Origin of the sequence: Pantoea sp. BL1 (assembly GCF_000963985.1) — a bacterium.
Lineage (GTDB): Bacteria > Pseudomonadota > Gammaproteobacteria > Enterobacterales > Enterobacteriaceae > Pantoea > Pantoea rwandensis_B.
In genome coordinates, this window is the sequence record NZ_JZRH01000063.1 from 1 (window position 1) to 24137 (window position 24137).

The following is a 24137-nucleotide window of genomic DNA, read 5'->3' on the forward strand; positions in this document are numbered from 1 at the left end:
CACAGCCTATCGCTGAAGATATCGGCTTGTGTTTATCGCTCAGGTGCACGCTTAGATCTCACGGCGGAACGCCTTCTGGCGCTACGTTAAGGGGCGAAAAATTGAGTCTTAACCGGAAAGTTAATATGCCATTCCCGGTTGGGACTAGTGTTCCTTTAGAAATCACTGCATGGTGATAATCATCGTGCCAATTTTTCTTCTTTCATCTAGCCAGTCAAAGGCTACCTTCTCATTATTGAAAGCTTTAACTTGAACAGGACTATTTGTTTTCGGGTATCTGACGGCTGAAGAGTTCGATGCCGGACAAAGCATGACAATGCTGTGTTGTTCAAAACTCACATTACAAGTTTCATTCACAATAGCACCTTCAAAACTGATTTTACCTGTTAGCGACGCCTCTTTTTGGGCGTGGCTGCTTTGAGCTATGAGTAAAAAACAGATCGCTGAAATCACTGAACCAATGTTTATTACTTTCATGAATGCATCCCCCGTACTTGATTAATATCAGTATCGGTGGGAATTAGGATTGCATTAATTTATTTTGATTAACCTCATCTTTACCATTAAAAACAATTGGTTGAACAGTGATCTTGTTTGGACCAGAAAATGATTTCCGTGTGATTTACATCAATGCCGTGTTCAGTAAAGCGACACAAAAAGTGCAATTAACATCCATAAGCCTGAACAGCAGGTCAGTATTGCAAGCCAGGTGGTTGAGCGAAGGTCTAGCGATTTGTTTTTGACTGTTTCTGGATTTGAAACTTTCATTTTTCTTTCCTGAATAAAAGGGAATATAAATTCGGTTCGCATGTTTTCTTAAATCTATTCTGCCGGACTGACCGGAACGAGAACATGAGATGGCAGGTGATGATGTGTATGAAAAGGACTACGCGAAATGATTGGCAGGCTTTGGAATACTTTGTCGGATTATCTTGCATTATCACACGCTAAAAATTGCTGGCGCCTGTAGGGTATTTCTGGTTTGTATGTAGTCCAAGTACTACATTTTGCTGTAAACCAGAGAGCGTATCCGATTGTTGTTATCCCACAATTGTTTACTATCGTGGCATTATCCTCAGAATCAGCACGCAGGAAAACCATGGCTAACATATTGATAATAGACGATCATCCGGTGGCAAGACTTGCCGTGCGCATGCTGCTTGAGAAAGACGGACACAGCATAGTCGCGGAAGCAGGTGAGGGCTATGAAGCGCTTAGGCTTATCAGAGAATTAAATCCCGACATGATTGTGGTCGATCTCGATATGCCCGGCCTGGGGGGAATTGAGCTGATTGGTAAACTGAGAGCGCATGATTATCGGGGTGGCATTCTGGTGCTTACCGCGCGTGACGACGAACATTATCTCAGCCGCTGTATGAGCACAGGTGCGGACGGATTTGTGGGGAAAAAAAACAACCTTGAGGAACTCGGGGATGCTGTTCGTGCAGTCATCCGGGGATACGGCTATTTTCCGCTTAACCGAAAGGATTCCGGTCAGACCCGACTGCCGTCAGGTGAAGTTTCGATCATAAAATCTCTTTCTAACCGGGAATTACAGGTTCTGCAGTATCTGGCTCGGGGCGCTAAGGTGATTGAAATTGCTGAAAAGATGCACATCAGCAATAAAACGGTGAGTACGTATAAAACCCGCATCCTCTCCAAGCTGGAACTCAGCACAACGCTCGAACTCGTTGAATTTGCCCGCCGACACAATCTGGACTGAAAAGTGAAACGCTTCTTCCTTATTACGCTCTTCTTTTGTTTTTCATCCGTGGCCGGTGCCGACGTTTCTCCTCCTTCTGACCCCCTGCAGATGCTGAGCCGAGAAAAATACGATCCCCGCGCTTTTCACATTGCTGATGCAGACTGGCGCTGGCTCGGCAAAAAGCGGTTACTGAAGGTCGGCGTCTGGCGCCCCGAAATTCCCCCCATCGGTATGTTTAGCCAGGATGGTAAGTATGAAGGCATGACCGCCGATTACCTGATGCTGGTATCGAGCTCTCTGGGGCTTGGCACTGAGATTTCAGGTTACCCTGACCGCGAAACCGCTCTCAACGCGCTGAGCAACGGTGAAGTGGATACGATTATCGATGCATCAGGTAAAACCCCGCCATTTCACAGTGAGCTGAGCTTCAGTCAGAGATTTATCCCCGATCACCCCGTTCTTGTTCATAAAAAGCAGCAGCCGGAAAAAACGTTCAGCTATCAGCCCGGCATGAGGCTCGCCATCGCAAGATGGTACGTTGATGATGCATGGATTAATAAAAATTTCCCCGGCGTCAGGATCATGCACTTTGACACTGATGAACAGGCGCTGGCATCGGTTGCGTTTCAGAAAAATGACTTCTTTATTGGCAATCTTGTTACAACCTCCTATCTGCTTGATCTTAATTACACCAATTATCTGGCCTTTCAGAACGTCTATCCTGAGCGGGATACAGGTACCCGCTTCATTGTCAGACGGGATGAAGATGTGTTGCTGCGTACGCTCAATGCCGCTCTGAACGCTATTCCTGCGGCACAGTCACAGGTCATCATGCAGCAGTGGAGCGAAGGAACGGAGATGTGGCGTCTCCGTAAACCGGTGTCGTTTACGGAGCGGGAGCGGAAATGGATTGCCCGGCATCGCACGGTAAAGGTATCGATCAACGCATTTTATGCCCCCTTCACGATGACGGACGCTGCCGGAAATTTTTACGGCGTGACGGCCGATATTCTCCGGCTGATCAGTCAGAGAACGGGCATTGATTTTATTCCCGTTCCGGCAAAGTCCCTGAAGGCCATGCAGCAGCAAATCGAGCAGGGAGAGGCGCTATTTATCGGTGCGCTCAGCCACAGCGATGAGCGAAATGATAATTTATTTTTCTCGCGCCCCTACTTCAAATCCCCTTTTGTTACGGTGATGAAAGAAGGCGCCAGCGAAAATACGGAGGAGCTTAATGACAGACGTGTTGCGCTGGTGAAAGGTAACCCGCTGGCATTAAAGCTACTCAGTGAACACCCGGGCACGCGACTGGTTGAAACGCCAAACGCGAGTGTTGCCATGCAGAACGTGGCTGAAGGTAATGCGGATATGGCGGTTCACACGCTCTATGGCGCCAGTTACATGATTAACCGTTATTTCCAGGGGCAGCTGAAAATAACGGACAGTATTGACGCCCCGGATGGGGAGATAAGTTTTGCCGTATCCCGGAATCAGCCGGAGCTTCTCAGGATCCTCAATAAAAGTCTGGAAAATATTTCGCCTTCAGATATCAGTGACATCATTAAAAAGTGGCAGATACGCCCTGATATTCGTCTCAACACCTGGGAGCTATATCGCAAACAGTTCTGGCTCGTCTCCGGTGTGGCAGGGATTATTGTGTTCACCTCACTTATCTGGGTGTTTTACATGCGCAGGGAAATTGTGGCCAGAAAGAAAGCGCAGTCAGGCCTGCAGGATCAGCTGCGTTTTAATGAGACGCTGATTAACACGCTCCCGCTGCCGGTTTACGTGACCGATCTGGACGGAAATCTGCGGCTTTATAATAAGGCGATGCATAATTTCTTTGCCGGATCGGATCACGCCTTCTCTGACGAGGCGCTGTGCGAAGAAACGCATCCGCTGCACATGCTCTGGCGTAACGTGACGCAGAAGATTGGTGAGTCCGGGGAGGCCTTACATCCTTACGTCAGGTACGAGCAGGTGTTTGATGGCGAGAAAGAACGCAGCGTGATCCATTACGCTGTGGCCTTCACCGACGGTGCCGGTCTGCCGGGCGGCTTCATCTGTACCTGGATGGATATGAGTGAGCAGGAAGAGCTGAACAGCGCCCTTATGGATGCCCGTGAACGGGCCGAACAGGCTAACCGGGCCAAGAGCACTTTCCTGGCGACCATGAGCCATGAAATCCGCACCCCGGTCAGCGCTATCATCGGCCTGCTGGAACTGGCCGTGAAAACCACGCAGTCAGACGAAGACAAAGAGGACACGATACGGGTCGCCTGGGAATCGGCCAGAAGCCTGATGGGGCTTATTGGCGATATTCTGGATATGGCGCGGATTGAATCAGGGCGTCTGGAGCTGGCACCTGAGTGGGTCCGGACCACGGATTTGCTTCCTCCGATCCTCCGCGTTTTTGAGGGACTGGCGAGACAGAAAAGCCTGCAGCTGAAAAGCTCACTCCCTGCCGTATTACCTTATGAGGTTTTTGTTGACCCGCTGCGTTTCCGGCAGGTTTTATCAAATCTGGTCAGCAATGCCATTAAGTTTACCGAAAAAGGACATGTTGACGTCGATCTGGATATTCTGCCTTCCGGAGACAGCGGCCGCGTTTCGCTGTGCGTCAGCGTACGTGATACCGGCAAGGGGATTTCAGAGGAAGAGCAGTCTGACATATTTGACCCCTGGGTTCAGGCTCGTGCGGGTAAAAGCCAGAATGGCTCCGGTCTTGGCCTGGCAATCTGTCTGCAGCTGGTCCGGATGATGGGTGGCGATATCAGGATGCAAAGCCAGCAGGGTAAGGGCACTTCCGTCACGTTTGACATTCCCGCTGACGTTCACATGGAGCGGAGAGAGGCTGAAGAAGTACCGCTTCCGGAGGTGGTTTCAGCACGCAGGGTATTACACATTCTTGCGGTTGACGATCATCCCGCCAACCGCATGCTTATGAAGCATCAGCTCCTGCATCTCGGCCATAACGTGACGGAGGCGAAAGACGGACAGGAAGCCTGGGAAAAATGGCAGACACAACCGTTTGATGCCGTCATTACCGACTGCAGTATGCCCGGAATGGACGGCATCGCGCTGACAAAACTTATCCGTCAGCATGAGTCCGGGCACGTCACTATTCTGGGTCTGACGGCGAATGCGTGGCCGGAGGAACGGAATAAGTGTATGGCGGCGGGCATGGATGACTGCCTGTTCAAGCCGCTTCAGCTTCCTCAGCTACAGGGCATTCTGAATAATATTACCGATCAGCTGATTATCCCCGACGAACCGAGCGTGCAGCTAAGTGATCTGCTGAGCTTAAAGGACCTGTCAGCGCTCACACACAATGATTCAGCCATGCTTGCCGAACTGCTGTCCGTGACGCTCAAAAGCAACCGGGAAGATCAGAAGCTTGCAGAGGACTTATACGAACTGGAGGACTGGCCAGAGCTGGCAAGGTGTATTCACCGGATGTCAGGTGCCGCACAGATTATCGGCGCACGCAGCGCGGAGCAGAGCTGCAGAGCACTGGAAACGCTCTGTCTGGACGCCTCTGCGACGTCTGAAATGGTGTCTCTGGCCTGGGAAAAAGCATCCGGGGATGTCGGACGGCTGAATGAATGCATTGAGATGTGGCTTAAACACTCGACTCAGTGAGGGGGCTTATCCCCCTCTTTTCAGTAAGTGTGGTAGCCCAGTTGCTCAATCACGGTTTTTAAATCACTGACGCTGGCACAGCCGTATTTTTTCATGATCGAACATTTGTAGTGGCTGATGGTTTTCGCATGGAGGTTGGTGACGCTGGCAATTTTCTTCAGGCATTTTCCTTTGGACAGGTGCCGCAGAACCTGTATTTCACGCTTTGTTAATCGTTCAGTTGATCCTGATTGTTCATTCTGAGACAGCGGAGAGGTTCTGATGGAGCGGTTATCCGGGATTCCCTGGAATCTGACTGCAGCGTGCGAGAAAAAATGACGGGAGGCCACGACGAGCATATCCCCGTGATACCGTCTCAGCGTGTTAACCGTGACCTGGCTGATGCGGTTTGTAATCAGCATTATCCTGGCGGTACGGTGACGCGCCGCTAATCTGCCCAGCAGGGTAAGCGTCTCTTCAAAGTTAAGATTCAGCCCGTGAATATCAATAATAATCAGCGCAATCTCCGGAAATAAAGACGGGGACGCGGATAATGATGATGGTTCGCAGAAATTGACTTCTGCGCGAATGGCCTGAAATATCGCCTTAACGCCGGCATTGAAATACCTGTTGGAAGACAGAATGGCTATCATTTTAATACCCTTCAAATATTCAAGAATAAAACCTGTCTGTCCGGCAATAAAATAGGAGTACGCCCCGCCTTCTGTAGTCCTGAGCCGACAGTGCGTTCAGATATTAATTCTTACAGGGAGCTGACGAAGAGTACAGAACCGTAATTAACGCGGTCAGCGAAAAACAAAGTCAGATTCTCATTAGCGATGCAGAAAGTACGTTATCCATTTCAGGCTGTTCATCCGATTAATCTCTTACGGCCTTAGCTTTTACAACCTGTGCGGGTGCTTGCCCTACACCGATGGAGGAAAAGGACTACAGATCGGGTGTTAATTGATGACACATCCCTCTCCCTCGTCCGAATGATTCAGGACGGATATCCGCGCATCATAGACCACATCCCGGGCAGGTCAGGGGATGAATATTCTGAGACCGATGACATGAACTGATGACATGTCTGGTTATGGGGAACGACTTATTCAGACTGCAATAAGTCACATTATCAGCTGCACAAACTTAAATCTGGATACATTATGAAAACCAATATTCTCGCCTTAGCTGTTATCGCTTCATTGTTTGCCGCATCAGCCCAGGCCGCTGATGGCACCATTAATTTTGTCGGCTCCATCACCGATGATACCTGCGATATTTCAGCTGCATCTAAAACTCAAAACGTTTTACTGGGCAACATTGGCAGCGACTCATTTACTGCACCAGGAACTGTTTCAGCCGCCACTGGTTTCACTGTGGTAATGAGCAACTGCCCTGCAACTCACACCAATCTTCATGTGAAGTTCGACGGCACGCCAGACGGCGGTAATCCGGCGGTCCTGGCTTTAACTAACACAGGTACTCAGGCAAAAGGCGTTGGTATTCAGCTGCGTGATGCAGATGGTTCAGTCTTGCCACTGTTCACAGACTCAAAACCTGTAGCGATTAATGCAGGCAATGCATCACTCAACTTCAGCGCGGCCTACATTTCTACCGCCGCGACGGTTACTGCGGGTGATGCAAACTCAACAGTTAACTTCACCGTTAATTACAACTGATTTGTCCTGATGTCTGCGCTGTTATTTGGCGCAGGCATCGCCTTCTCCTTTTATAACGACGAGCGAACACCATGAAAAAATTAACTCAGGCCCTGCTGCTGTCAGCAATTTCACTGAATTCTCTGGATTCATTCGCGGGCGTTCAGATTGGCGGCACGCGCGTCATTTATAACGAGAAAGAGAAGGAAGTGTCGATTCAGCTGCGCAATCCTGATGATAAAGCTTTTCTGGTTCAGTCCTGGACAGAATCGGAGTCAGGCACGCCTGACAAAACCTTCGCGGTTACGCCGCCTTTATTCAGGCTGGACGCAAAAGAGAATAATGCCTTACGCATTCTGTTTCGCGGGGCAGCACTGGCCGCCGATCGTGAAACGCTTTACTGGCTTAACGTGAAAGCCATTCCTTCAGGCAGCCAGCCCGCTGAAACCAATCAGCTGCAACTGGCCGTCAAGACCCGAATCAAATTAATTTATCGCCCGGCCAGCCTGGCGAAAACCAGCCCGACTGACGCAGCTGACAAGCTTAAATGGAGCCAGTCCGGCAACACGCTGACAGTAAAAAACAGCACGCCTTATTACATGAACTTTTCTTCCGTCGTGGTTAACGGCAGCGAGCTTCAGAATGTGACCTACGTGGCGCCTGATTCCAGCAAAAGTTTTGTCATGAATTCAAAACAGACAAGCGGAACCGTGGAATGGAAAGTATTTAACGACTATGGCGTACCGAGCCAGACATTTAAATTCAGCTTCTGAATGCAGGTTAAGAAAGAATAAGATGAAAAGTATACCGGAGAAAAAAATCAAGCTTAAATTTAAGCCCCTGGCATTAATGCTGATGTTAGCGCCATTTATTTCGAAGGCTTACGCTTCTGATTATTTTAACCCTGCACTGCTTGAGCGCGTCAGCGAAGCCGGTGACACGCCGGATTTGAAACAGTTTGAGTCGGGCGGCCAGGCCGAGGGGTCTTACTACGTTGAAATCTACGTCAACGATATCTACGTCGATTCAGCCGACGTCAGCTTCAGAAAAAGCCCGGATGACAATGCACGTCTCTCTCCCTGCCTGACGGCAGAGATGCTCAAACGTTACGGTATCCGCACCGGGGCGTTAACCCGCGACGAGAGTTCAGGGGAGAGCTGCGTTGATTTGTCAGGGATTCCTGAAGCGTCTGCGACGCTGGACTTCCGGGCGCAGGCGCTGCGCATCAGCGTCCCGCAGGCCGCACTGGCAAGCCCGGTACGTGGCTACGTGTCACCAGACAAATGGGATGACGGACTGACCGCAGCCATCATCAACTACAGCCTTTCATCGAGCGATAGTTTTGCCCGCAATGGCAAGGGCAACAGCGGCTCAACACAGTACGCCAGTCTGCGACCGGGGCTCAACGTGGGCGCCTGGCGCCTGCGTAACTATTCAACATACCTTCGTGGCTCGGGTGACAGCGGCCGCTGGGAGAGCGCTTATACCTATGCGCAGCGCGGCATCACGTCGCTGAAAGCTCAGTGGACACTGGGAGATACCAGTACGCCCGGCGAGATTTTCGACAGCGTATCGTTCCGGGGCACGCAGCTCGCTTCGGACGACGAAATGGTGCCCGAGAGCCTTCGCGGCTATGCGCCCGTGGTGCGCGGCATTGCCCGGGGTGATAACGCGGAGCTGACCATTCGTCAGAACGGCTTTGTGATTTACCAGTCGTTTTTACCGGCGGGCCCGTTTGAGATTTCTGACCTGTACCCCACCGGCGGCAGCGGGGATCTGGATGTGACCATCAGGGAAAGCGATGGCAGCGAGCAGCACCAGATTGTGCCTTTTGCTTCGCTTCCCATCCTGCAGCGCGCGGGCCATCTGCGCTATGCCTTCAGCGCGGGACAGTACCGCAGCTATGAAAACAGGGTTGAAAACAGCCGTATTTTACAGGGCACGCTGATTTATGGCCTTCCTGCCGGCTTCACGCTGTACGGCGGCATGCAGGCTGCTGACAACTACCGCTCAGCCTCTCTGGGAGGCGGTAAAAACCTGGGTGACTGGGGGGCCATATCCGCCGATGTGACTCAGTCGGTAAACACGACGAAGAAGGGTGATACCGCGCGCGGGCAGTCGATGCGTGCGCGTTACAGCAAAAGCCTCGCCGCCACAGGCACGAATATCGCGATTGCCGGTTACCGCTATTCAACCTCTGGTTTTTACACGCTCAATGATGCGCTGGATGCCCGTTACGGCAGCAGTGATTTTTATTATCAGGAGCGCAGGCGTAACCGGGCCGAGCTGACGTTAACGCAGAATCTTGGTGATGATGCCGGATACGTTTCTGCATCGGTGGTGCGCCAGGATTACTGGGGCAGCAACCGTAAAACAGACTCCTGGTCGCTGGGCTACGCCAACAGTTTCCGTGGCGTGGGTTACAGCCTCAATTACGCCTTTAATAAAGACGTTACGGCGTCTCAGCAGAATAAGTCCGACCGTCTTATTTCGCTGTCCCTGAGCGTTTCGCTGAACCTGTTATCGGGCACGACCTACGCCGGATATAACTTCAGCAGCAGTCAGGCTGGCGGCACAAACCAGAACGTCTCCCTGAGCGGAACCGCGCTGGAAGGAAACAGCCTAAGCTGGTCAGTGGCAGAGGGCTACGGCAATAAGGCGCAAGGGAATACAGGTTACAGCCGTGCAAATTACAAAGGCACCTATGGAGAGCTCAACGGCGCCTACAGCTATAACACGCAGGGGCACAACGTCAATTATGGCGCGCAGGGTACGATTGCGATCCACGGAGACGGCATTACGGCGGGGCAGAGCGGCGGCGAAACCCTGGCGCTGGTGAAAGTGCCCGGTGCATCAGGCGTGAGCATTAATAACCAGTCGGGCGTAAAAACCGATTACCGCGGCTACGCGCTGGTTCCGTTCGTCAGCCCTTACCGTAATAACGAACTGGAGCTGAGCACGGAAACCATGCCGGACGACGTGGATGTGGATGTAACCAGCCGGAACGTGGTACCGACACGTGGTGCCCTGGTGCGCGCCACCTTCAGTGCAAAAGTCGGTCAGCGCGCGCTGATCACCTTAAAACGTTCTGACGGCAAACCCGTACCGTTCGGCGCCACGGTCAGCTACGGAGAGGACGGGAATAACGCGGCGATCGTCGGCGACCAGGGCGAAGTGTACCTCAGCGGTCTGAGCAAGAAAGGGCAGCTGAACGTCAAATGGGGTAATGCGTCAGGGCAGCAGTGTACCGCCGCGTTTACTTTACCTGACGCCGCTCAGTCGCTGGTTGATATCGCTGCAGTCTGTCGTTAATGGATTCGGAATAAAAGATGAAAAATTTTAAGTTTAAAGCCGTGCGTATCGTACTGGCCTCATTGCTGTCTCTGCTGAGCTTGAACAGTTTTGCACTGGTAAACTGCCATTTTGTCTCAGGGAGAGCCGAGGGTTCAGAAACGGTAAGCTTTGGCGACATCATTATCCAGCGGGATGCGCCAGTAGGGACCGTGCTGGGCTCCATCAATCTCTGGCAGCGCTATCTCAGTCAGGGAAATATTGCTGACTGCCCGCGCACGGGGGGATATGCTGCCACCATTGATGTCGGCAGCGAGTTCAGCCGCGTAAACTTTAACGGTCAGCAGCTGTTTGAAACCGGCGTGCCGGGCATCGCCATCCGGGTCAGGGGAATTAACACCTATAGTATGCCAAGGTCCAGCAATACATGGTGTTCGTATTCAACCACAACAAACAGGTTCTGTGCACAGAGTTCCTGGGGCAACTCCACCAACGGTTATAATATTATTGAGCTGGTAAAAACGGGAAAAACGGCCAGTGGCGCGATAACTCCCGGCGAGGTTATGATAAGAGGATTCACGAACGGCGAAGGTCGCGTGTTCACGACGAACCTGTCCTCCTCGAAAATCACTACCGTTGCCTGCTCAGTGAAGAACACGAACATTCAGGTCAACATGAACCAGGCTAACGCCACGGATTTCAGAAAGAGCGGCGGAACGGCGGGCAAGACAGATTTCCAGATAGACCTGGATTGTGACGCTTCAACTAACGTCAACGTCACCATCGATCCGGGCGCTGCAGGGGCTGAGAACAGTACTACGGGCATCCTGAAACTGGATACCTCGGCGGGGCAGACGGCAAGTGGTGTTGGATTGCAAATCCTGTCTCAGGGCGTGCCTGTACAGTTTGGTCGCATGATGCGTATCGGCACGACCAGCACGGACGGTAACTATGCTGTGCCGCTGCAGGCGCAGTACATTCAGACGGGTGCCAATATCACGGCAGGTCAGGCTAATGCCAGTGCGACGTTCACCATGACATACCAGTAAAGCACAATGGGGTTTTAATGCATCTTATGGCCTTTTCCCCTGACATCGAGGAGCAAGATGCACTGATGACCTGCTAGCTTTTAATCGTGAAGCGCTACAGATTCTAAATGCGGCCTGAATTTTAAAACCGTTATTAGAGGCATGTTGGTCGCCGTCATTGGCGACCTTGCAATGATCTGTAAGCATTGATGTGCAGCGGCCCATCGCACATGCAGCTAAACCGCCGGTTTTCAGGCTTTCAAATCAATCACCACTTTCCCCACGTGTCCGGCAGATTGCAGATAACGATAAGCCTGCTGCGTTTCCGCAAAGGCAAACACGCGATCAATCTCGGGAACAATCCCAGACACTTCAATCGCTCTCACCGCCTGACGCAGGTCCGCCGTTGAGCCTGTGTTATTCCCGACAATATTTAACATCTTCTGCATGATTGGCAGTACCGGCACGGTCAACTCCGCACCACCCACAAACCCAATCACAAAAATCGTTCCGTTATAAGCGGCTGCGCTGATCGATTTTGCAAATGTTGCCGCACCGACTGACTCCAGCACCAAATCCGCCCCCTGACCGTGCGTAAGCGCCAGCACCCGTTTATCCCACTCGGGTTCATCGCGGTAATTAATCCCTTCATCGGCACCCAGGGCTTTCACCTTCGCCAGTTTTTCATCGGAAGAGGAGAGCATAATCACCCGCGCGCCCGCCGCTTTAGCATATTGCAACGCAAACAGACTTACGCCACCGGTCCCAAGCAACAGCACGGTGCTACCAGGCTGAACCTTACCGCGCACGATGGCATTCCAGGCCGTTGTTGCCGCGATCGGCAGCGTGGCGGCCTGCTGCCAGCTAAGGAATTCAGGAATGCGCACCAATGAAGCTGCCGGCACTACGGCAAATTCCGCCAATCCACCATTGCCCGTCACGCCGCGTAGGGCATGATGATGTTCAGCGCGAATCAAACCCGCATGCCAGCTGTGCATCATTCCGGGTATCACAGGTTCACCAATCTCCCAGCCATGCACACCCGCACCTAATTCCACGATCTCCCCCGCGCTGTCTGCACCCGGAATAATTGGCTGTGGGAGGTCCCTAAACTGACCCGTTGCCAGCGCCAAATCGAGGTAGTTCAGGCTCACCGCATGTTGCCGTATTAGCACTTCGCCCTGGCCAGGCAGTGGGCGGGGCAGTTCACTGATTGTCAGGGCATTAATGTTCGGGGCAGTCAGTTGGATAGCTTGCATCGTATTCTCCTGTGTTCAATGTGCGTTTAGTGTGGCGTGAAAACAGGCGCTATAATCGATGCTTAAACCAAATGACTGTTGCACAGGGAGCAATAATGCAGGATGACGATTTTCGCCAGCGCGAAGCGTTTTTAGCCGTGGTACGTGCAGGCAGCTTCAGTGCGGGCGCGCGTGAACTGGGACGCGATGTTTCTGTGGTCTCACGCCGCATTGCTGCGTTGGAAAATCGGCTGGGAATTCGCCTGATCGAGCGCACCACGCGACGCATTCGTCCTACGGAGGAGGGGCAGCGCTACCGCCAGAAAATCGAACTGGCCGATGAGTTGCTGCGTGAGGCGGAGGAGGAGGCACGAGCATTGGCCGCTCGCCCGGCGGGAACCATCCGTTTAACCGTGCCAGCATCATTCGGTCGTAGTTGGGTGGCACAGGCGTTACCCGGCTTTTTGCAGGCTTATCCTGATGTTCGCATTGTGCTGAATTGCAGCGATCGTTATGTCGATTTATTGGGGGATAATTTTGATATGGCGATTCGTATTGGTGTGCTTACGGATAGCCGACTGATAGCACGCAAGCTGGCAGATACCCGTCGGTTGCTCTGCGTGTCACCCGATTATCTGGGTCGTCATTCCGCGTTAAACCAGCCTCAGGATCTCCGCCAGCACGACTGTCTGGGTTTTACCCCAATGCACAGCTGGCCGGAATGGCGTCTGGAGAAAGACGGTCATCAGATCGCGGTGCCAGTGCAAACGCGTTTTGAGAGCGACGAGATGGATGCACTGGTGCTGGCAGCCCAGGCAGGCATGGGCGTATTACTGGCGGCCAACTGGCTGGTGCAAAAGGAGCTGGCTGAGGGCTCGCTGGTTGCCGTTTTATCCGACTGGCAGGCTATCGGTGAGGATGGCGTCTGGTTGATGAAACCGTCCAGCCAACTTCAGTCGGCAAAAATCAGCGCTTTAACTGAATGGCTGGTCAGATGGTTTGCCGAAAAGCGCTGGTAGCGTCGAAACCCAGGTGTCATTCGGAGGTGGCGGGTCTGCAGGCCGCTCCTTCTGTTAGCGCTGGCTGCCTCAATGGAAGTGCAGCATTGTTGCGCTGGTGGCCGATTTTATAGCTTCACCAATTTTTGCAGCGATGCCGCACTCTGCTCATCATCCGGCACATACACCAGCAGGCGGTCGCCGTTGCGTGAAGCAGACCACCAGTTATTCTGGCGCAGCGTCATTTCACCGACTTCATCGCGGTAAAAACGCTTCAGCCGATTTTCCACCTTGCCCAGTTCATAGCGTTGCCAGGTTTGGGCAAATTCATCCGAGCTATTCAGCAAGCGAGCCAGGAAGCTCTCCCAATGCGGGTCTCCGAGATGCTCGCCCATCTGCCCACGAAACATGGCTACCATCTGCGGCATGACATCTTCCCAATCATTAATCGCCTTGCGCCACCCGGGGTGATTAAACGCCAGCCAGATGCAGTTGCGATCCTCCACGGCGATTTCCGCAAGATCCACGCCCATCAATGCGCACCAGGCGGCGTTGTAGCCAAGAATGTCGAAGCGGGGTGTTTCGATAATCGCCGGTAACTGAATCGCATCCAGCATCTGCTGATTATGCGCCGCGATTTTGCAGCAGGCGGCCGCCACCCGCACCGAAGGCAATGAGTGCCCGGCAAGGGAGAACAGATGCTGAGTTTCCACATCGTTGCACTGCAGCGCTGTGGCAATCGCCGTCAGGGTTTTTGGCGAGGCTTTGATATCGCGTCCCTGTTCCAGCCAGGTGTACCAGGTCACGCCCACATCCGCTAACTGCGCCACTTCCTCGCGTCTTAAACCTGGAGTGCGACGCTGACGCATAGGTGGCAAACCGAGGCGATTAGGATCGAGACTTTCACGGCGGGTACGTAAAAAAGTGCCCAGCAGTTTTCGATTATTGTGTTCCGCAGCGACAAGCGCAGTGGCCGTACTCATAAGCAGATCTCCGGACGAGACGGGTAGTATTTATACCATGATAAATAAGAACTGGTACCCGTTTAACGGTTAGGTGATGCTATGCCGTACTGCACTTAAAAACAAGGTTCAAAACGATGCACAGATCGCAACTTCAACGCGCGGGACTGGTGGTCCTGCTGGCTGGGCAACTGCTGCCCATGATCGATTTTTCCATTGTCAACGTGGCGTTAGATGCCATGGCGCATACGTTGCGCGCCACATCGATTGAGCTGGCGCTGATCGTCGCCGTGTACGGCATTGCATTCGCCATCTGTCTGGCGATGGGCGGACGCCTGGGGGATAACTATGGACGTCGCCGCGTGTTCCTTGCAGGAGTATGGATCTTTGGTATTGCATCTTTATTATGCGGCATCGCTAACAGCGTCGGTCTGTTGATGTTTGCCCGCGCATTGCAGGGTGTAGGCGCCGCTTTCATCGTGCCGCAAATCCTCGCCACTATGCATGTCACCATGAAGGGCAGGGAGCATGCTCGCGCCATCGGTCTGTACGGCGGCATTGGCGGGCTGGCCTTTATTATTGGTCAGGTGTTGGGCGGATTCCTGATTAAAGCGGATATCGGTGGTTACGGCTGGCGCAGCGTGTTCCTGATCAACCTGCCGATTTGCCTGTTTGTGCTGATCACTGCGCGTCGTTTTGTGCCTGAAACCCACAATAACCAGCGCGTGCCGGTCGATGTCAGCGGTACCTTGCTGTTAGCGGGCGCGATTGGTTGCCTGATGCTGGCGCTCGCGCTGGGTCCGCTGCTGCACTGGTCGTGGCCCTGCATTCTGCTGCTGGTGCTGTTCCCGGTGTTGTTGCACCGTCTGCGTCAGAGTTCACTCCGTCTGGAAGCAGAAGGTGGTTCGCCGTTGCTGCCCCCCTCGCTGCTGCGTCTGCCAAGCGTTCGCTTTGGTTTAACCCTGGCGGTGTTGTTCTTCTCCTGTTGGAGCGGCTTTATGTTTGCGGTAGCGCTGACGTTGCAGTCGGGTATCGGTTTAACCGCATTTCAGTCCGGTAATGCGTTTATCGCACTGGGTGCCGCCTACTTCATTGGCGCGATGCGTTCGACACGCATGGTGGAACGTTTTGGTAAGCGCACCACGCTCTTGACCGGTTGTGGCATCCAGATGATCGGTTTGATCGCCCTCATCGCCACTTTCCAGCTTGCCTGGCCAGAGGTTGGTGTCTTTACCCTGATGCCGGCCACCATACTGATTGGCTTTGGTCAGTCGTTTATCGTTAGTACCTTCTACCGTATCGGCATGAGCGGTGTACCGCATCATCAGGCGGGCGCGGGCAGCGCGGTGTTATCCACCGTACAACAATCGGCACTTGGCCTGGGCCCGATGTTGCTCGGAGGCGTGTTCACACAGATAAACGTGCATGGCAATCATTTGGCGGCCATCTCCGGCACCCTTGGCGTGGAGTTACTGATGATGGTGACACTGGTGATTTTGACCAGTCTGAACCGTCGTACTTTCCAGCCGGTGACGGCAGAAGGGTAATCCTTATGCTGTCATTTCTGCAGCGGCTTTTCAGCTTACTGTAAGGTAAGCGAAAATCCCTCAATTGCGCTGAATTTACCTTTGGCGCAGTGGTCTTTTTTCCGGAACATATCGCCGCAACTAACGGGCTGAACCGCGTGTTCAGCCCGTTTTTTTGTGGTGCGGCAGAAATGCGTTGAATGGAAAAACGGCAGGCTCATAGCAGATGAAAAAGATGTTAACCGGGTTACTTTTCATGGTAACCACCACAGCCTTTGGTGCAGACGATTTCACCCTCAGGGATATTCATTTTGACGGCTTGCAGCGCGTCGCACCGGGTGCGGCAATGCTGAGTATGCCCGTGCGCGTGGGCGATCGCGTCACGGATGACGATATTCGTAACACCATTCGTGCGCTATTTGCCACGGGCAACTTTGAAGATGTGCAAGTGCTGCGCGATGGCGATGCGCTGCTTATTCGTGTGAAAGAACGCCCGGCCATTGCCAGCATTTCCTTCTCCGGCAACAAGGCAATCAAAGAAGATCAGCTGAAGCAAAATCTCGACGCCACCGGCGTGCGGGTCGGCGAAGCGCTGGATCGCACCACATTATCGGATATTGAAAAAGGGCTGGAAGATTTCTACTACAGCGCGGGTAAATACACTGCCAGCGTCAAAGCTGTGGTCACGCCGTTGCCACGCAATCGTGTCGATCTGAAGTTCGTGTTTACCGAAGGTGTATCTGCGAAGATTCAACAGATCAATATTGTCGGCAATCATGCCTTCTCGTCTGATGAACTCATCTCGCACTTCCAATTGCGTGATGATGTGCCGTGGTGGAATTTTATTGCCGATCAGAAATACCAGAAACAAAAACTGTCCGGCGATTTAGAAACACTGCGTAGCTATTATCTCGATCGCGGTTTTGCACGTTTTAATATTGATTCAACGCAAGTGAGTTTAACGCCCGATAAGAAAAGTATTTATCTGACAGTCAATATTCATGAAGGAGATGTTTACCATATTTCCGAAGTTATCCTGAACGGCGATATGGCGGGACACTCCGCAGAAATTGAGAAACTGGCCCATATACCGTCAGGGGCTTTATACAGCGGTGCCAAAATTACCGAGAACGAAGGCGCGATCAAAGCGCTGCTCGGTCGCTACGGCTATGCTTTCCCGCAAGTCAGTTCTCAGCCTGAAATTAACGATGCAGACAAAACCGTTAAACTGCATGTGAATGTTGAAGCGGGACATCGTTTCTACGTGCGTCAGGTGAAGTTCAGCGGCAATGACACCTCGAAGGATTCGGTGTTACGTCGCGAAATGCGCCAGATGGAAGGATCGTGGTTAGCCAGCGATGCTGTTGATCTAGGTAAGGCCCGTCTCAATCGTACCGGCTATTTCGAAAGCGTCGATGTTGATACCCAGCGTGTGCCCGGCAGCCCTGATCAGGTGGATGTGGTGTACAAGGTGAAAGAGCGTAACACCGGCACTTTCAACGTCGGTCTTGGGTACGGCACCGACAGCGGCATCAGTTACCAGCTTGGCGTCAGCCAGGATAACTGGATGGGTACCGGTAATACCGTGAGTTTTAGCGGCACGAAAAACAGTTATCAAACCTATGTTGAGATTGCCGCCACCAATCCGTACTTCACCGTGGATGGCGTGAGTCTTGGCGGTAAACTGTTCTACAACGATTACAGCGCCGAAGATAATGACCTGTCTGAATACACGCTGAAGAGTTTTGGTGCCAGCAGTACATTAAGCTTCCCGATCAGCGAAAACAGTAATCTGAGCTCAGGGCTGGATTACACCTACAACCGCGTCAGTAATATGGCACCGCAGGTCTCCATGTGGCGCTATCTGGGATCGCAGGGCATCCATCCGAAAGTCATCACCACCAATGAAGATGATGACGATGATTACGCCACCAGCGATGAGAAGTTTGTCGCCAATGACTTCTTCTGGAACATTGGCTGGAATTACAATTCGTTAGATCGCGGCTTCTTCCCGACCTCCGGGGTTTCAGCGGGCTTCAACACCAAAGTGACGATCCCGGGATCAACCAACAGCTATTACAAAAGTACGCTGAGTGCCAACGCATACTTACCGCTGAGCAGTGACCATCGCTGGGTGCTGATGGGCCGCACCAAAGCGGGCTATGCGGATGGGTTCGGTGGCAAAGAAGTGCCGTTCTACGACAACTTCTACGCCGGCGGCTCCAGCTCCGTGCGCGGATTCTCATCCAATACCATCGGACCAAAAGCGGCTTATTACAGCTGCACCGGCAGCGAAAGCAGCTATGGCAACTGTTCGGTGAATAAATCGGATGATGCGGTGGGCGGTAATGCGATGGCTGTGGCGAGCGCGGAGTTAATCGTCCCGACTCCATTTGTGAGCGATCGTTATGCGGATTCACTGCGCACCTCGTTCTTTGTCGATACCGGTACCGTTTGGGATACCAAATGGGAAAATACCGCTGCAACGCGTGCGGCGGGCATTCCGGATTATGGTGATCCCAGTGAAATTCGTGTCTCTAGCGGTCTGGCACTGCAATGGCAATCACCACTGGGTCCACTGGTGTTCTCTTATGCCTTGCCGATCAAGAAATATGAAGGCGATAAGTCTGAGCAGTTCCAGTTTAATATCGGGAAAACCTGGTAGTGGTTATTTCTCTGTTAAAGAAAGAAGTAAGATTTACGTTATCTTTAAACAGAGAGAACAGAATAAAATAGCCACTTGCGTAAAATAGTCAGGGTACGGTGCTTATGGAATGAGTGCCTGCCACCATCGTTGTTATGCATTTTCTATCAATATATTTCGCCACCCATTTGGGTGGCTTTTTTAAATTATTTACCCTTCGCTCAGGCGTAATCCGCTTTCCGCGTCAAACAGATGAATCTTCTCGGCGTTGAATCCAATGCGGATCTGATCACCACTCACTGCAGCATGGCGCCCGGCGATCTGCATGTGCATCGCATGGCCGTGCCAATCGAGATGCAATAACGTGGATTCACCCGTGATTTCGACCACTTTTACCGTGGCGAGCGCGCGCGTGTCAGCCTCGACGAGATCGTGAGGACGCACACCCAGCGTCACCTGCGCGCCATCGCATTCACGTGCCGCCGCTTGCCAGCGCAAGGGTAGCGGTTGCCATAAATCCTGGCACTGCACACCCGGAATGCCATCGCGCGTGATCAACTGTGCAGGTAACAGGTTCATCGGCGGAGATCCGATAAAACGCGCCACGAACGTGTCCGCTGGCCGATCATAAATCGCCAGCGGGGCACCTTGCTGCACAATGCGACCCTCTTTCATCACCACAATTTGGTCGGCCAGCGTCATGGCTTCAACCTGATCGTGCGTGACATACACCATGGTGGTTTTGAAGCGCTGGTGCAGTGATTTGATCTCTGCCCGTAACTCCATCCTCAGCTGTGCATCGAGGTTGGACAACGGCTCATCAAACAAGAACACTTGCGGATTGCGCACCATCGCGCGGCCCATCGCCACGCGCTGGCGCTGCCCGCCGGACAACGCACGCGGATAGCGCCCCAGCAACTTATCAATGCCGAGAATCCCGGCGATGCGTTCGATCTTACTCTGTTGCTCTTCGCGCTTTACTTTCTTCACCTGCATATGAAATGCGAGGTTCTCTGCCACCGTCAGATGCGGATAAAGCGCATAACTTTGAAATACCATGGCGATATCACGATCGGCCGGGTCGCGATCGTTGATTTGGACTTTATCCATCATGATCGCGCCGTCTGACAGGCTCTCCAGCCCGGCTAGCAGACGGAGCAGCGTGGATTTTCCGCAGCCGGACGGGCCGACCAGCACGGTAAAACTGCCGTCGGGAATGGTGAGATCGAGCGGATGCAGAACCGATTGTTTGCCGTAGCGCTTAGCCACTTTTACGAGTTCAACACTGGCCATGATTTAGCGCTCCTGTGCGGAAAGTTGCAGTTGATGCCAGTCGGGATAGCGACGCGGCTGGGTACTGATTGCCAGTGAAGCCACCGCGATGCCCCATTGCAGCGCGGTGGTGATATTCTGCTGATGCAGCAATGCGGTGAGAAAACCGGCGTTAAAACTGTCACCTGCGCCAATGGTATCCACCACAGTGACGGGCCTGGCGGGCTGGATGATGTGCTGCTGCGATTGCCAGCAACCCGCCCCCTGCGCTCCGCATTTCACTACGCAAGCGCCACGCCCGCTGAGTTGTTGAGCGAGTTGGGTTGCGGCCAGGTTGAGATCCTCCGCGTTCATCAAGCCCAGCGTCTCGACTTCATTGAGCAGCAACCAGTCACACAGCGGCAACCACTGCGCAGTATGTTGACGAACCTCCTCGGTCCAACCCTGCGGTGGCCAGCCGGTATCGACAGCGGTGATATAACCGCGCTGCTGCAACTCACTCAGCAACAGCGGGTATTCGTTGTACAGATGCAGGCATAAGAAGGTGCCACACAGCAGCACGATATCGCCTTCACTGGCGCGCAGCGGCAGTTGATTCAGCACATCTTCGGCAGTGAGGCGCACGATATGGCCGAGATTACTGAGGAAGGAACGCTCGTGATCGGAATGCGTCACACCCACGGTGAGCGACGTTTCACAGTGGTAGCGTGTCCAGTGCGCGACGCTGTGTGGGAAGTAACTGCCCAGCCAGGCGCTTAATCCATCATCGCCCTGATTCGCCACCGCCCGATGCCTTACCTGCATCGCTTCCAGGGCTAACGCGCAGTTGCCCGCCGATCCGCCTGGACGCAGCTCGCTGTGATTCATCATCACTTCGGTGCCACGTTGCGGCCAGTGGTCGAGGGTGCCCATGATCAAATCAACGTTAATATTGCCGACCACATACAGCGTGGCGGTAGAGTCCATTTTCATCTTCATCCTTTGCTCCCACCACTGGCCAGGCCGCTCACCAGCGTTTTCTGTAGCCAGATAGCAATCAACAGTGGCGGTACCGAGGCCAGAATCCCGACCGCCGCGATCAAACCATCATCGGTGGCGCGCCCGGCGGTAAAGCCTGCAATCGTCACTGGCAAGGTTTGTGCCGCGATGTTGCTGGTGAACAACAGCGCATAGAAAAATTCATCCCACGCCAGCAACCAGCCAAACAGCGCCGCTGCACCCAATACCGGTTTCGCCAGTGGCAGGGTGATGCGCAGCAGTACCTTCCAGACGCGCAAGCCATCCAGCCGCGCCGCTTGCTCAATATCCTGCGGTAAGGCATCGAACTGGTTTTTCAGCATCCACGTCAGGAACGGCAGGATTAGCGAGCAATAAACGATGATCAAACCGGGGCGTGTATTAAGCAGATCAAACTGTTGCAGCAGGAAGTAGAGTGGCAGCACAAACGCCACCGGCGGTACCATGTAAATGGCGAGCGAGGCAAACAGCCAGCCATCGCGACCACGGTAACGGGAGAAACTGAACGCCGCCGGAATGGCCAGCAGCAGACAGATAATCGTCGCCCCGGTTGCCACAAACAGGCTGTTACCCAACGCATGCAGGAACAACGTGCCGGGTTGACCGGGTTCCAGTGAGATCAATCGGCCGTAGCGACTGAAGTCCCACTGGCGCGGCAACCATTCCAGCGGAACCCGCGTGAGATCGCTGGTGGCACTGACGCTCATCAGAAACAGCCAGCCCATCGGCGCGAGTACGGAAATCGCCACCAGCAGCGCGGCGGCATATTTGGCCGTGTTGCGTAATCTAGCCTTCATACGCGCTCCCTTTGCGGCGCTGACGCCACAATAACAACATGTACAGAGTGATCAGCACGGCGCACAGCAAGGTCATCAGCATCGCGTACGCCGCACCGCTGCCCGCGCGCAGATAGCTGAACGACTCCTGATAAACGTAGAAACTCAGGGTTTTAGTGCTATCGACCGGACCACCGCGCGTCATCACATAGATGATGTCGAAAATCTTGAAAGCATCGATGGTGCGCAGCACCAGCGCGACGCTGAGCGGACCGACAATGGCCGGGAAGGTAATGGCACGGAAGCGTCGCCAGGCGGATGCGCCATCCAGACGTGCGGCTTCAAACAGATCGTCGGGAATCGATTGCAGCGCAGCCAGTACCAGCAACGTCACCAGCGGATAGTTTTTCCAGATATCGGCAAACATCACCGCATTTAATGCTGAATCCGGCGATCCCAGCCAGCTACGATAGCCATCGATAATGCCCAATTGAGTCAGCAGGGCGTTAATGCTGCCGTAATCGGGGTTAAAGTTGAGGCGCCACATCATGGCATTGACGATCGTCGGGAGCGCCCACGGCAGAATCACCAGCACGCGCAGGATATTGCGCCCGGCAAATTTCTGATTGAGCAGCAGCGCCACTAACACACCGATGATGCCCTCAAACGCCACCGATACCACGGTGAAGTAGAGCGTGCGCCACAGCGAAGTTTGAAAATCGGGATCGGTGATGGCGAACAAATAGTTCTCCACACCTACCCAGGCTGGTGCTTCGCCGCTGCCAATGAGGGCAGCATCGGTGAAACTCAGCCAGATGGTGCGCAGCAGCGGCCAGGCGGTGAGCAACAGCATCACCAGCAACATGGGTGCTAACAGCACCCATGCCTGCCGTTGTTCGCGTTGACGCAAACTCAGCATGCTGACCCCTTAACGTAAACGCGCCGCACTTCTATCCACTGCCTGCATGGCCGCGTCTGGCGTGGCGCTGCCCACCAGCACTTGCTGCAATTGCTGCTGCAAGGTGTTAGAGAGACGCGAATAATCAGCGGTTTCCGGGCGCGAGAGCATCACGTTCAATGATTTGTCCGCCGCCGCGATCAGGCTTTCCTGATTCTTCAGCACCGCAGGATCCTGATATGAGCTTTTCCAGATGGGCAGGCTCAGGGTGGCGTATTTGTTTTGCACCGGTTGCGAAGTCATGTAGCTGATGTATTGCCACGCCTGGTCACCGTGGGTGCTGCCTTTGGCAATGCCGAGCCCCATCGAACCGTTCACCGCACCAAATTTACCTGGCGCATCCCCCGGTGCCGGAACGATCCCGACCTGGCCGGCCACTTTGCTCTGCTTCGGATCGTTAGCCATGTTGTACATGTAGGTCCAGTTCAGCGCGAAGGCGGCATCGCCGTTGGAGAAGGCTTTACGCACGTCTTCTTCGAGATACTCGCGTGAAGCGGGGTTGCTCAGCCCTTCATCCAGCGAACTTTTCATCAGCTTGACCGCCTGCAAGGATGCCGGGCTGGAGAAATCGAGCTTGCCGTTGTTATAAAACTTGCCGCCAAAGCCAGATACCAGCGTGGTGTAATCACACACCAGCGCTTCCGCCTGTGACCAGCTCCACACCAGTGGATATTTGACGATGTTCTTCTGTTTGATGATGCGCGAGTCATCAATCACCTGCTGCCAGGTTTGCGGCGGGGTGGTGATCCCGGCTTTCTCCAGCATCGCTTTGTTGTAATAAAGGTACTTGGTATCCAGAATCCACGGCATGCCGAGGGTTTTGCCGTTATAGACCACGGTGTTCATTGCGCCGGGGAAGATCTTCTCTTTTTCATCGGCAGCGATGCGGCTGCTGACGTCCTGCAGCAGATCAAACTTTGTGAATTCTGCTGGCCAGATGGCGTCAAACAGCACTACGTCATAACCATTACCGCCTGCGCCACGCGCCGCGACAATTTTGTCATGCAGCGCTTCGTACGGTACAAACTCCAGATTGACCTGCACATCCGGGTGCGCTTTCTGGAACTCCTGCGTCATGGCGCGAATATCATTCTCGCTATAAGCCGCCTGAGTCATAAACAGCGCATTGAGGGTGGTTGCGGCTGCCGCGCTACCGGCGCTGGCTAACATCACCGCGATGGCACAGCCTTTCAATGTGGTCGAAAACCGGATTTTCATAACATTTTCCGCCTTGATGCAAGAAGAGGGTGTTTAATTAAATCAATTTGATTGATTTAATAACGCGCACAGGTTGTCAGATTGCTGCTGCTGACATCAGATAGCTTAAGCAAGTGACGTGCCAGGGCATAAAACGTGTTTGCCGCTGGACACTACTCTGCACAGATTTTTGCTGCTGTCAGGTAAACAGGTTGTAAATTGTGTCGTCGATCATAGATATTG

At 53.3% G+C, this 24137-nt stretch carries 18 protein-coding genes; 9 read left to right on the forward strand and 9 right to left on the reverse strand.

Going from position 1 to position 24137, the window contains the following annotated elements; genetic code table 11:
• Positions 1-162: 162 nt before the first annotated feature.
• Positions 163-477, reverse strand: a complete 315-nt coding sequence (locus VH86_RS23400; RefSeq protein ID WP_045834271.1) for a hypothetical protein — start codon at positions 475-477, stop codon at positions 163-165.
• Positions 478-1099: 622 nt separating this feature from the next.
• Between VH86_RS23400 and VH86_RS23405 the strand changes: the two genes are divergently transcribed.
• Entirely contained in the window at positions 1100-1723 is a 624-nt protein-coding gene (locus VH86_RS23405) for a response regulator transcription factor (RefSeq protein ID WP_045834272.1), read from the forward strand.
• Between the two features lie 3 nt (positions 1724-1726).
• Positions 1727-5347 carry a transporter substrate-binding domain-containing protein gene (locus tag VH86_RS23410; protein ID WP_045834273.1) on the forward strand — a complete coding sequence of 1207 codons (3621 nt, stop codon included), beginning with the start codon at positions 1727-1729 and terminating at the stop codon, positions 5345-5347.
• 20 nt (positions 5348-5367) lie between these two features.
• Here VH86_RS23410 and VH86_RS23415 read toward each other — a convergent pair whose 3' ends face one another.
• A complete protein-coding gene (locus VH86_RS23415) occupies positions 5368-5979 on the reverse strand; it encodes a LuxR C-terminal-related transcriptional regulator (protein ID WP_045834274.1) in 612 nt (203 codons plus the stop codon).
• Positions 5980-6492: 513 nt separating this feature from the next.
• Between VH86_RS23415 and VH86_RS23420 the strand changes: the two genes are divergently transcribed.
• The 4 genes from VH86_RS23420 (at position 6493) to VH86_RS24745 (ending at position 11327) form a co-directional block, all read left to right on the forward strand.
• Entirely contained in the window at positions 6493-7008 is a 516-nt protein-coding gene (locus VH86_RS23420; RefSeq protein ID WP_045834275.1) for a fimbrial protein, read from the forward strand.
• Positions 7009-7079: 71 nt separating this feature from the next.
• Entirely contained in the window at positions 7080-7760 is a 681-nt protein-coding gene (locus tag VH86_RS23425) for a molecular chaperone (RefSeq protein WP_045834276.1), read from the forward strand.
• A 22-nt stretch (positions 7761-7782) separates the two neighbouring features.
• Positions 7783-10299 carry a fimbria/pilus outer membrane usher protein gene (locus tag VH86_RS23430; RefSeq protein WP_052696643.1) on the forward strand — a complete coding sequence of 839 codons (2517 nt, stop codon included), beginning with the start codon at positions 7783-7785 and terminating at the stop codon, positions 10297-10299.
• 17 nt (positions 10300-10316) lie between these two features.
• Positions 10317-11327 (forward strand): fimbrial protein, encoded by a 1011-nt coding sequence (locus tag VH86_RS24745; RefSeq protein ID WP_052696644.1) that lies wholly within the window; start codon positions 10317-10319, stop codon positions 11325-11327.
• A 230-nt stretch (positions 11328-11557) separates the two neighbouring features.
• On the opposite strand, the gene VH86_RS23440 is transcribed toward VH86_RS24745, so the two are convergent.
• Entirely contained in the window at positions 11558-12565 is a 1008-nt protein-coding gene (locus VH86_RS23440) for an NAD(P)-dependent alcohol dehydrogenase (protein WP_045834277.1), read from the reverse strand.
• 95 nt (positions 12566-12660) lie between these two features.
• Between VH86_RS23440 and VH86_RS23445 the strand changes: the two genes are divergently transcribed.
• Positions 12661-13563 carry a LysR family transcriptional regulator gene (locus VH86_RS23445; protein WP_045834278.1) on the forward strand — a complete coding sequence of 301 codons (903 nt, stop codon included), beginning with the start codon at positions 12661-12663 and terminating at the stop codon, positions 13561-13563.
• A 107-nt stretch (positions 13564-13670) separates the two neighbouring features.
• Here the strand turns inward: VH86_RS23445 and VH86_RS23450 are convergent, their stop codons facing one another.
• The gene (locus VH86_RS23450) at positions 13671-14525 is read right to left on the reverse strand and encodes a helix-turn-helix transcriptional regulator (protein WP_045834279.1); all 855 of its coding nucleotides are present in this window, start codon (positions 14523-14525) and stop codon (positions 13671-13673) included.
• Between the two features lie 116 nt (positions 14526-14641).
• Here VH86_RS23450 and VH86_RS23455 point away from each other — a divergent pair, with 116 nt between their 5' ends.
• Both VH86_RS23455 and bamA read left to right on the forward strand, forming a co-directional pair.
• Positions 14642-16051 (forward strand): MFS transporter, encoded by a 1410-nt coding sequence (locus VH86_RS23455; protein WP_045834280.1) that lies wholly within the window; start codon positions 14642-14644, stop codon positions 16049-16051.
• 205 nt (positions 16052-16256) lie between these two features.
• Complete coding sequence (gene bamA / locus VH86_RS23460) at positions 16257-18695, forward strand: outer membrane protein assembly factor BamA (protein WP_045834281.1); 2439 nt, start codon at positions 16257-16259, stop codon at positions 18693-18695.
• Between the two features lie 189 nt (positions 18696-18884).
• Here the strand turns inward: bamA and VH86_RS23465 are convergent, their stop codons facing one another.
• The 5 genes from VH86_RS23465 to VH86_RS23485 are packed head-to-tail and all read right to left on the reverse strand — an operon-like array spanning position 18885 to position 23915.
• Entirely contained in the window at positions 18885-19967 is a 1083-nt protein-coding gene (locus tag VH86_RS23465) for an ABC transporter ATP-binding protein (RefSeq protein ID WP_045834282.1), read from the reverse strand.
• A gap of 3 nt (positions 19968-19970) precedes the next feature.
• Positions 19971-20912: a carbohydrate kinase family protein gene (locus VH86_RS23470; protein WP_045834299.1), complete on the reverse strand. Its 942-nt coding sequence runs from the start codon at positions 20910-20912 to the stop codon at positions 19971-19973.
• 8 nt (positions 20913-20920) lie between these two features.
• Positions 20921-21760: a carbohydrate ABC transporter permease gene (locus VH86_RS23475; RefSeq protein ID WP_045834283.1), complete on the reverse strand. Its 840-nt coding sequence runs from the start codon at positions 21758-21760 to the stop codon at positions 20921-20923.
• Positions 21750-22658: a carbohydrate ABC transporter permease gene (locus tag VH86_RS23480; RefSeq protein ID WP_045816160.1), complete on the reverse strand. Its 909-nt coding sequence runs from the start codon at positions 22656-22658 to the stop codon at positions 21750-21752. Before VH86_RS23480 ends, VH86_RS23475 begins: the two co-directional genes overlap by 11 nt.
• 9 nt (positions 22659-22667) lie before the next feature.
• A complete protein-coding gene (locus VH86_RS23485; protein WP_045834284.1) occupies positions 22668-23915 on the reverse strand; it encodes an extracellular solute-binding protein in 1248 nt (415 codons plus the stop codon).
• Positions 23916-24137 lie beyond the last annotated feature (222 nt).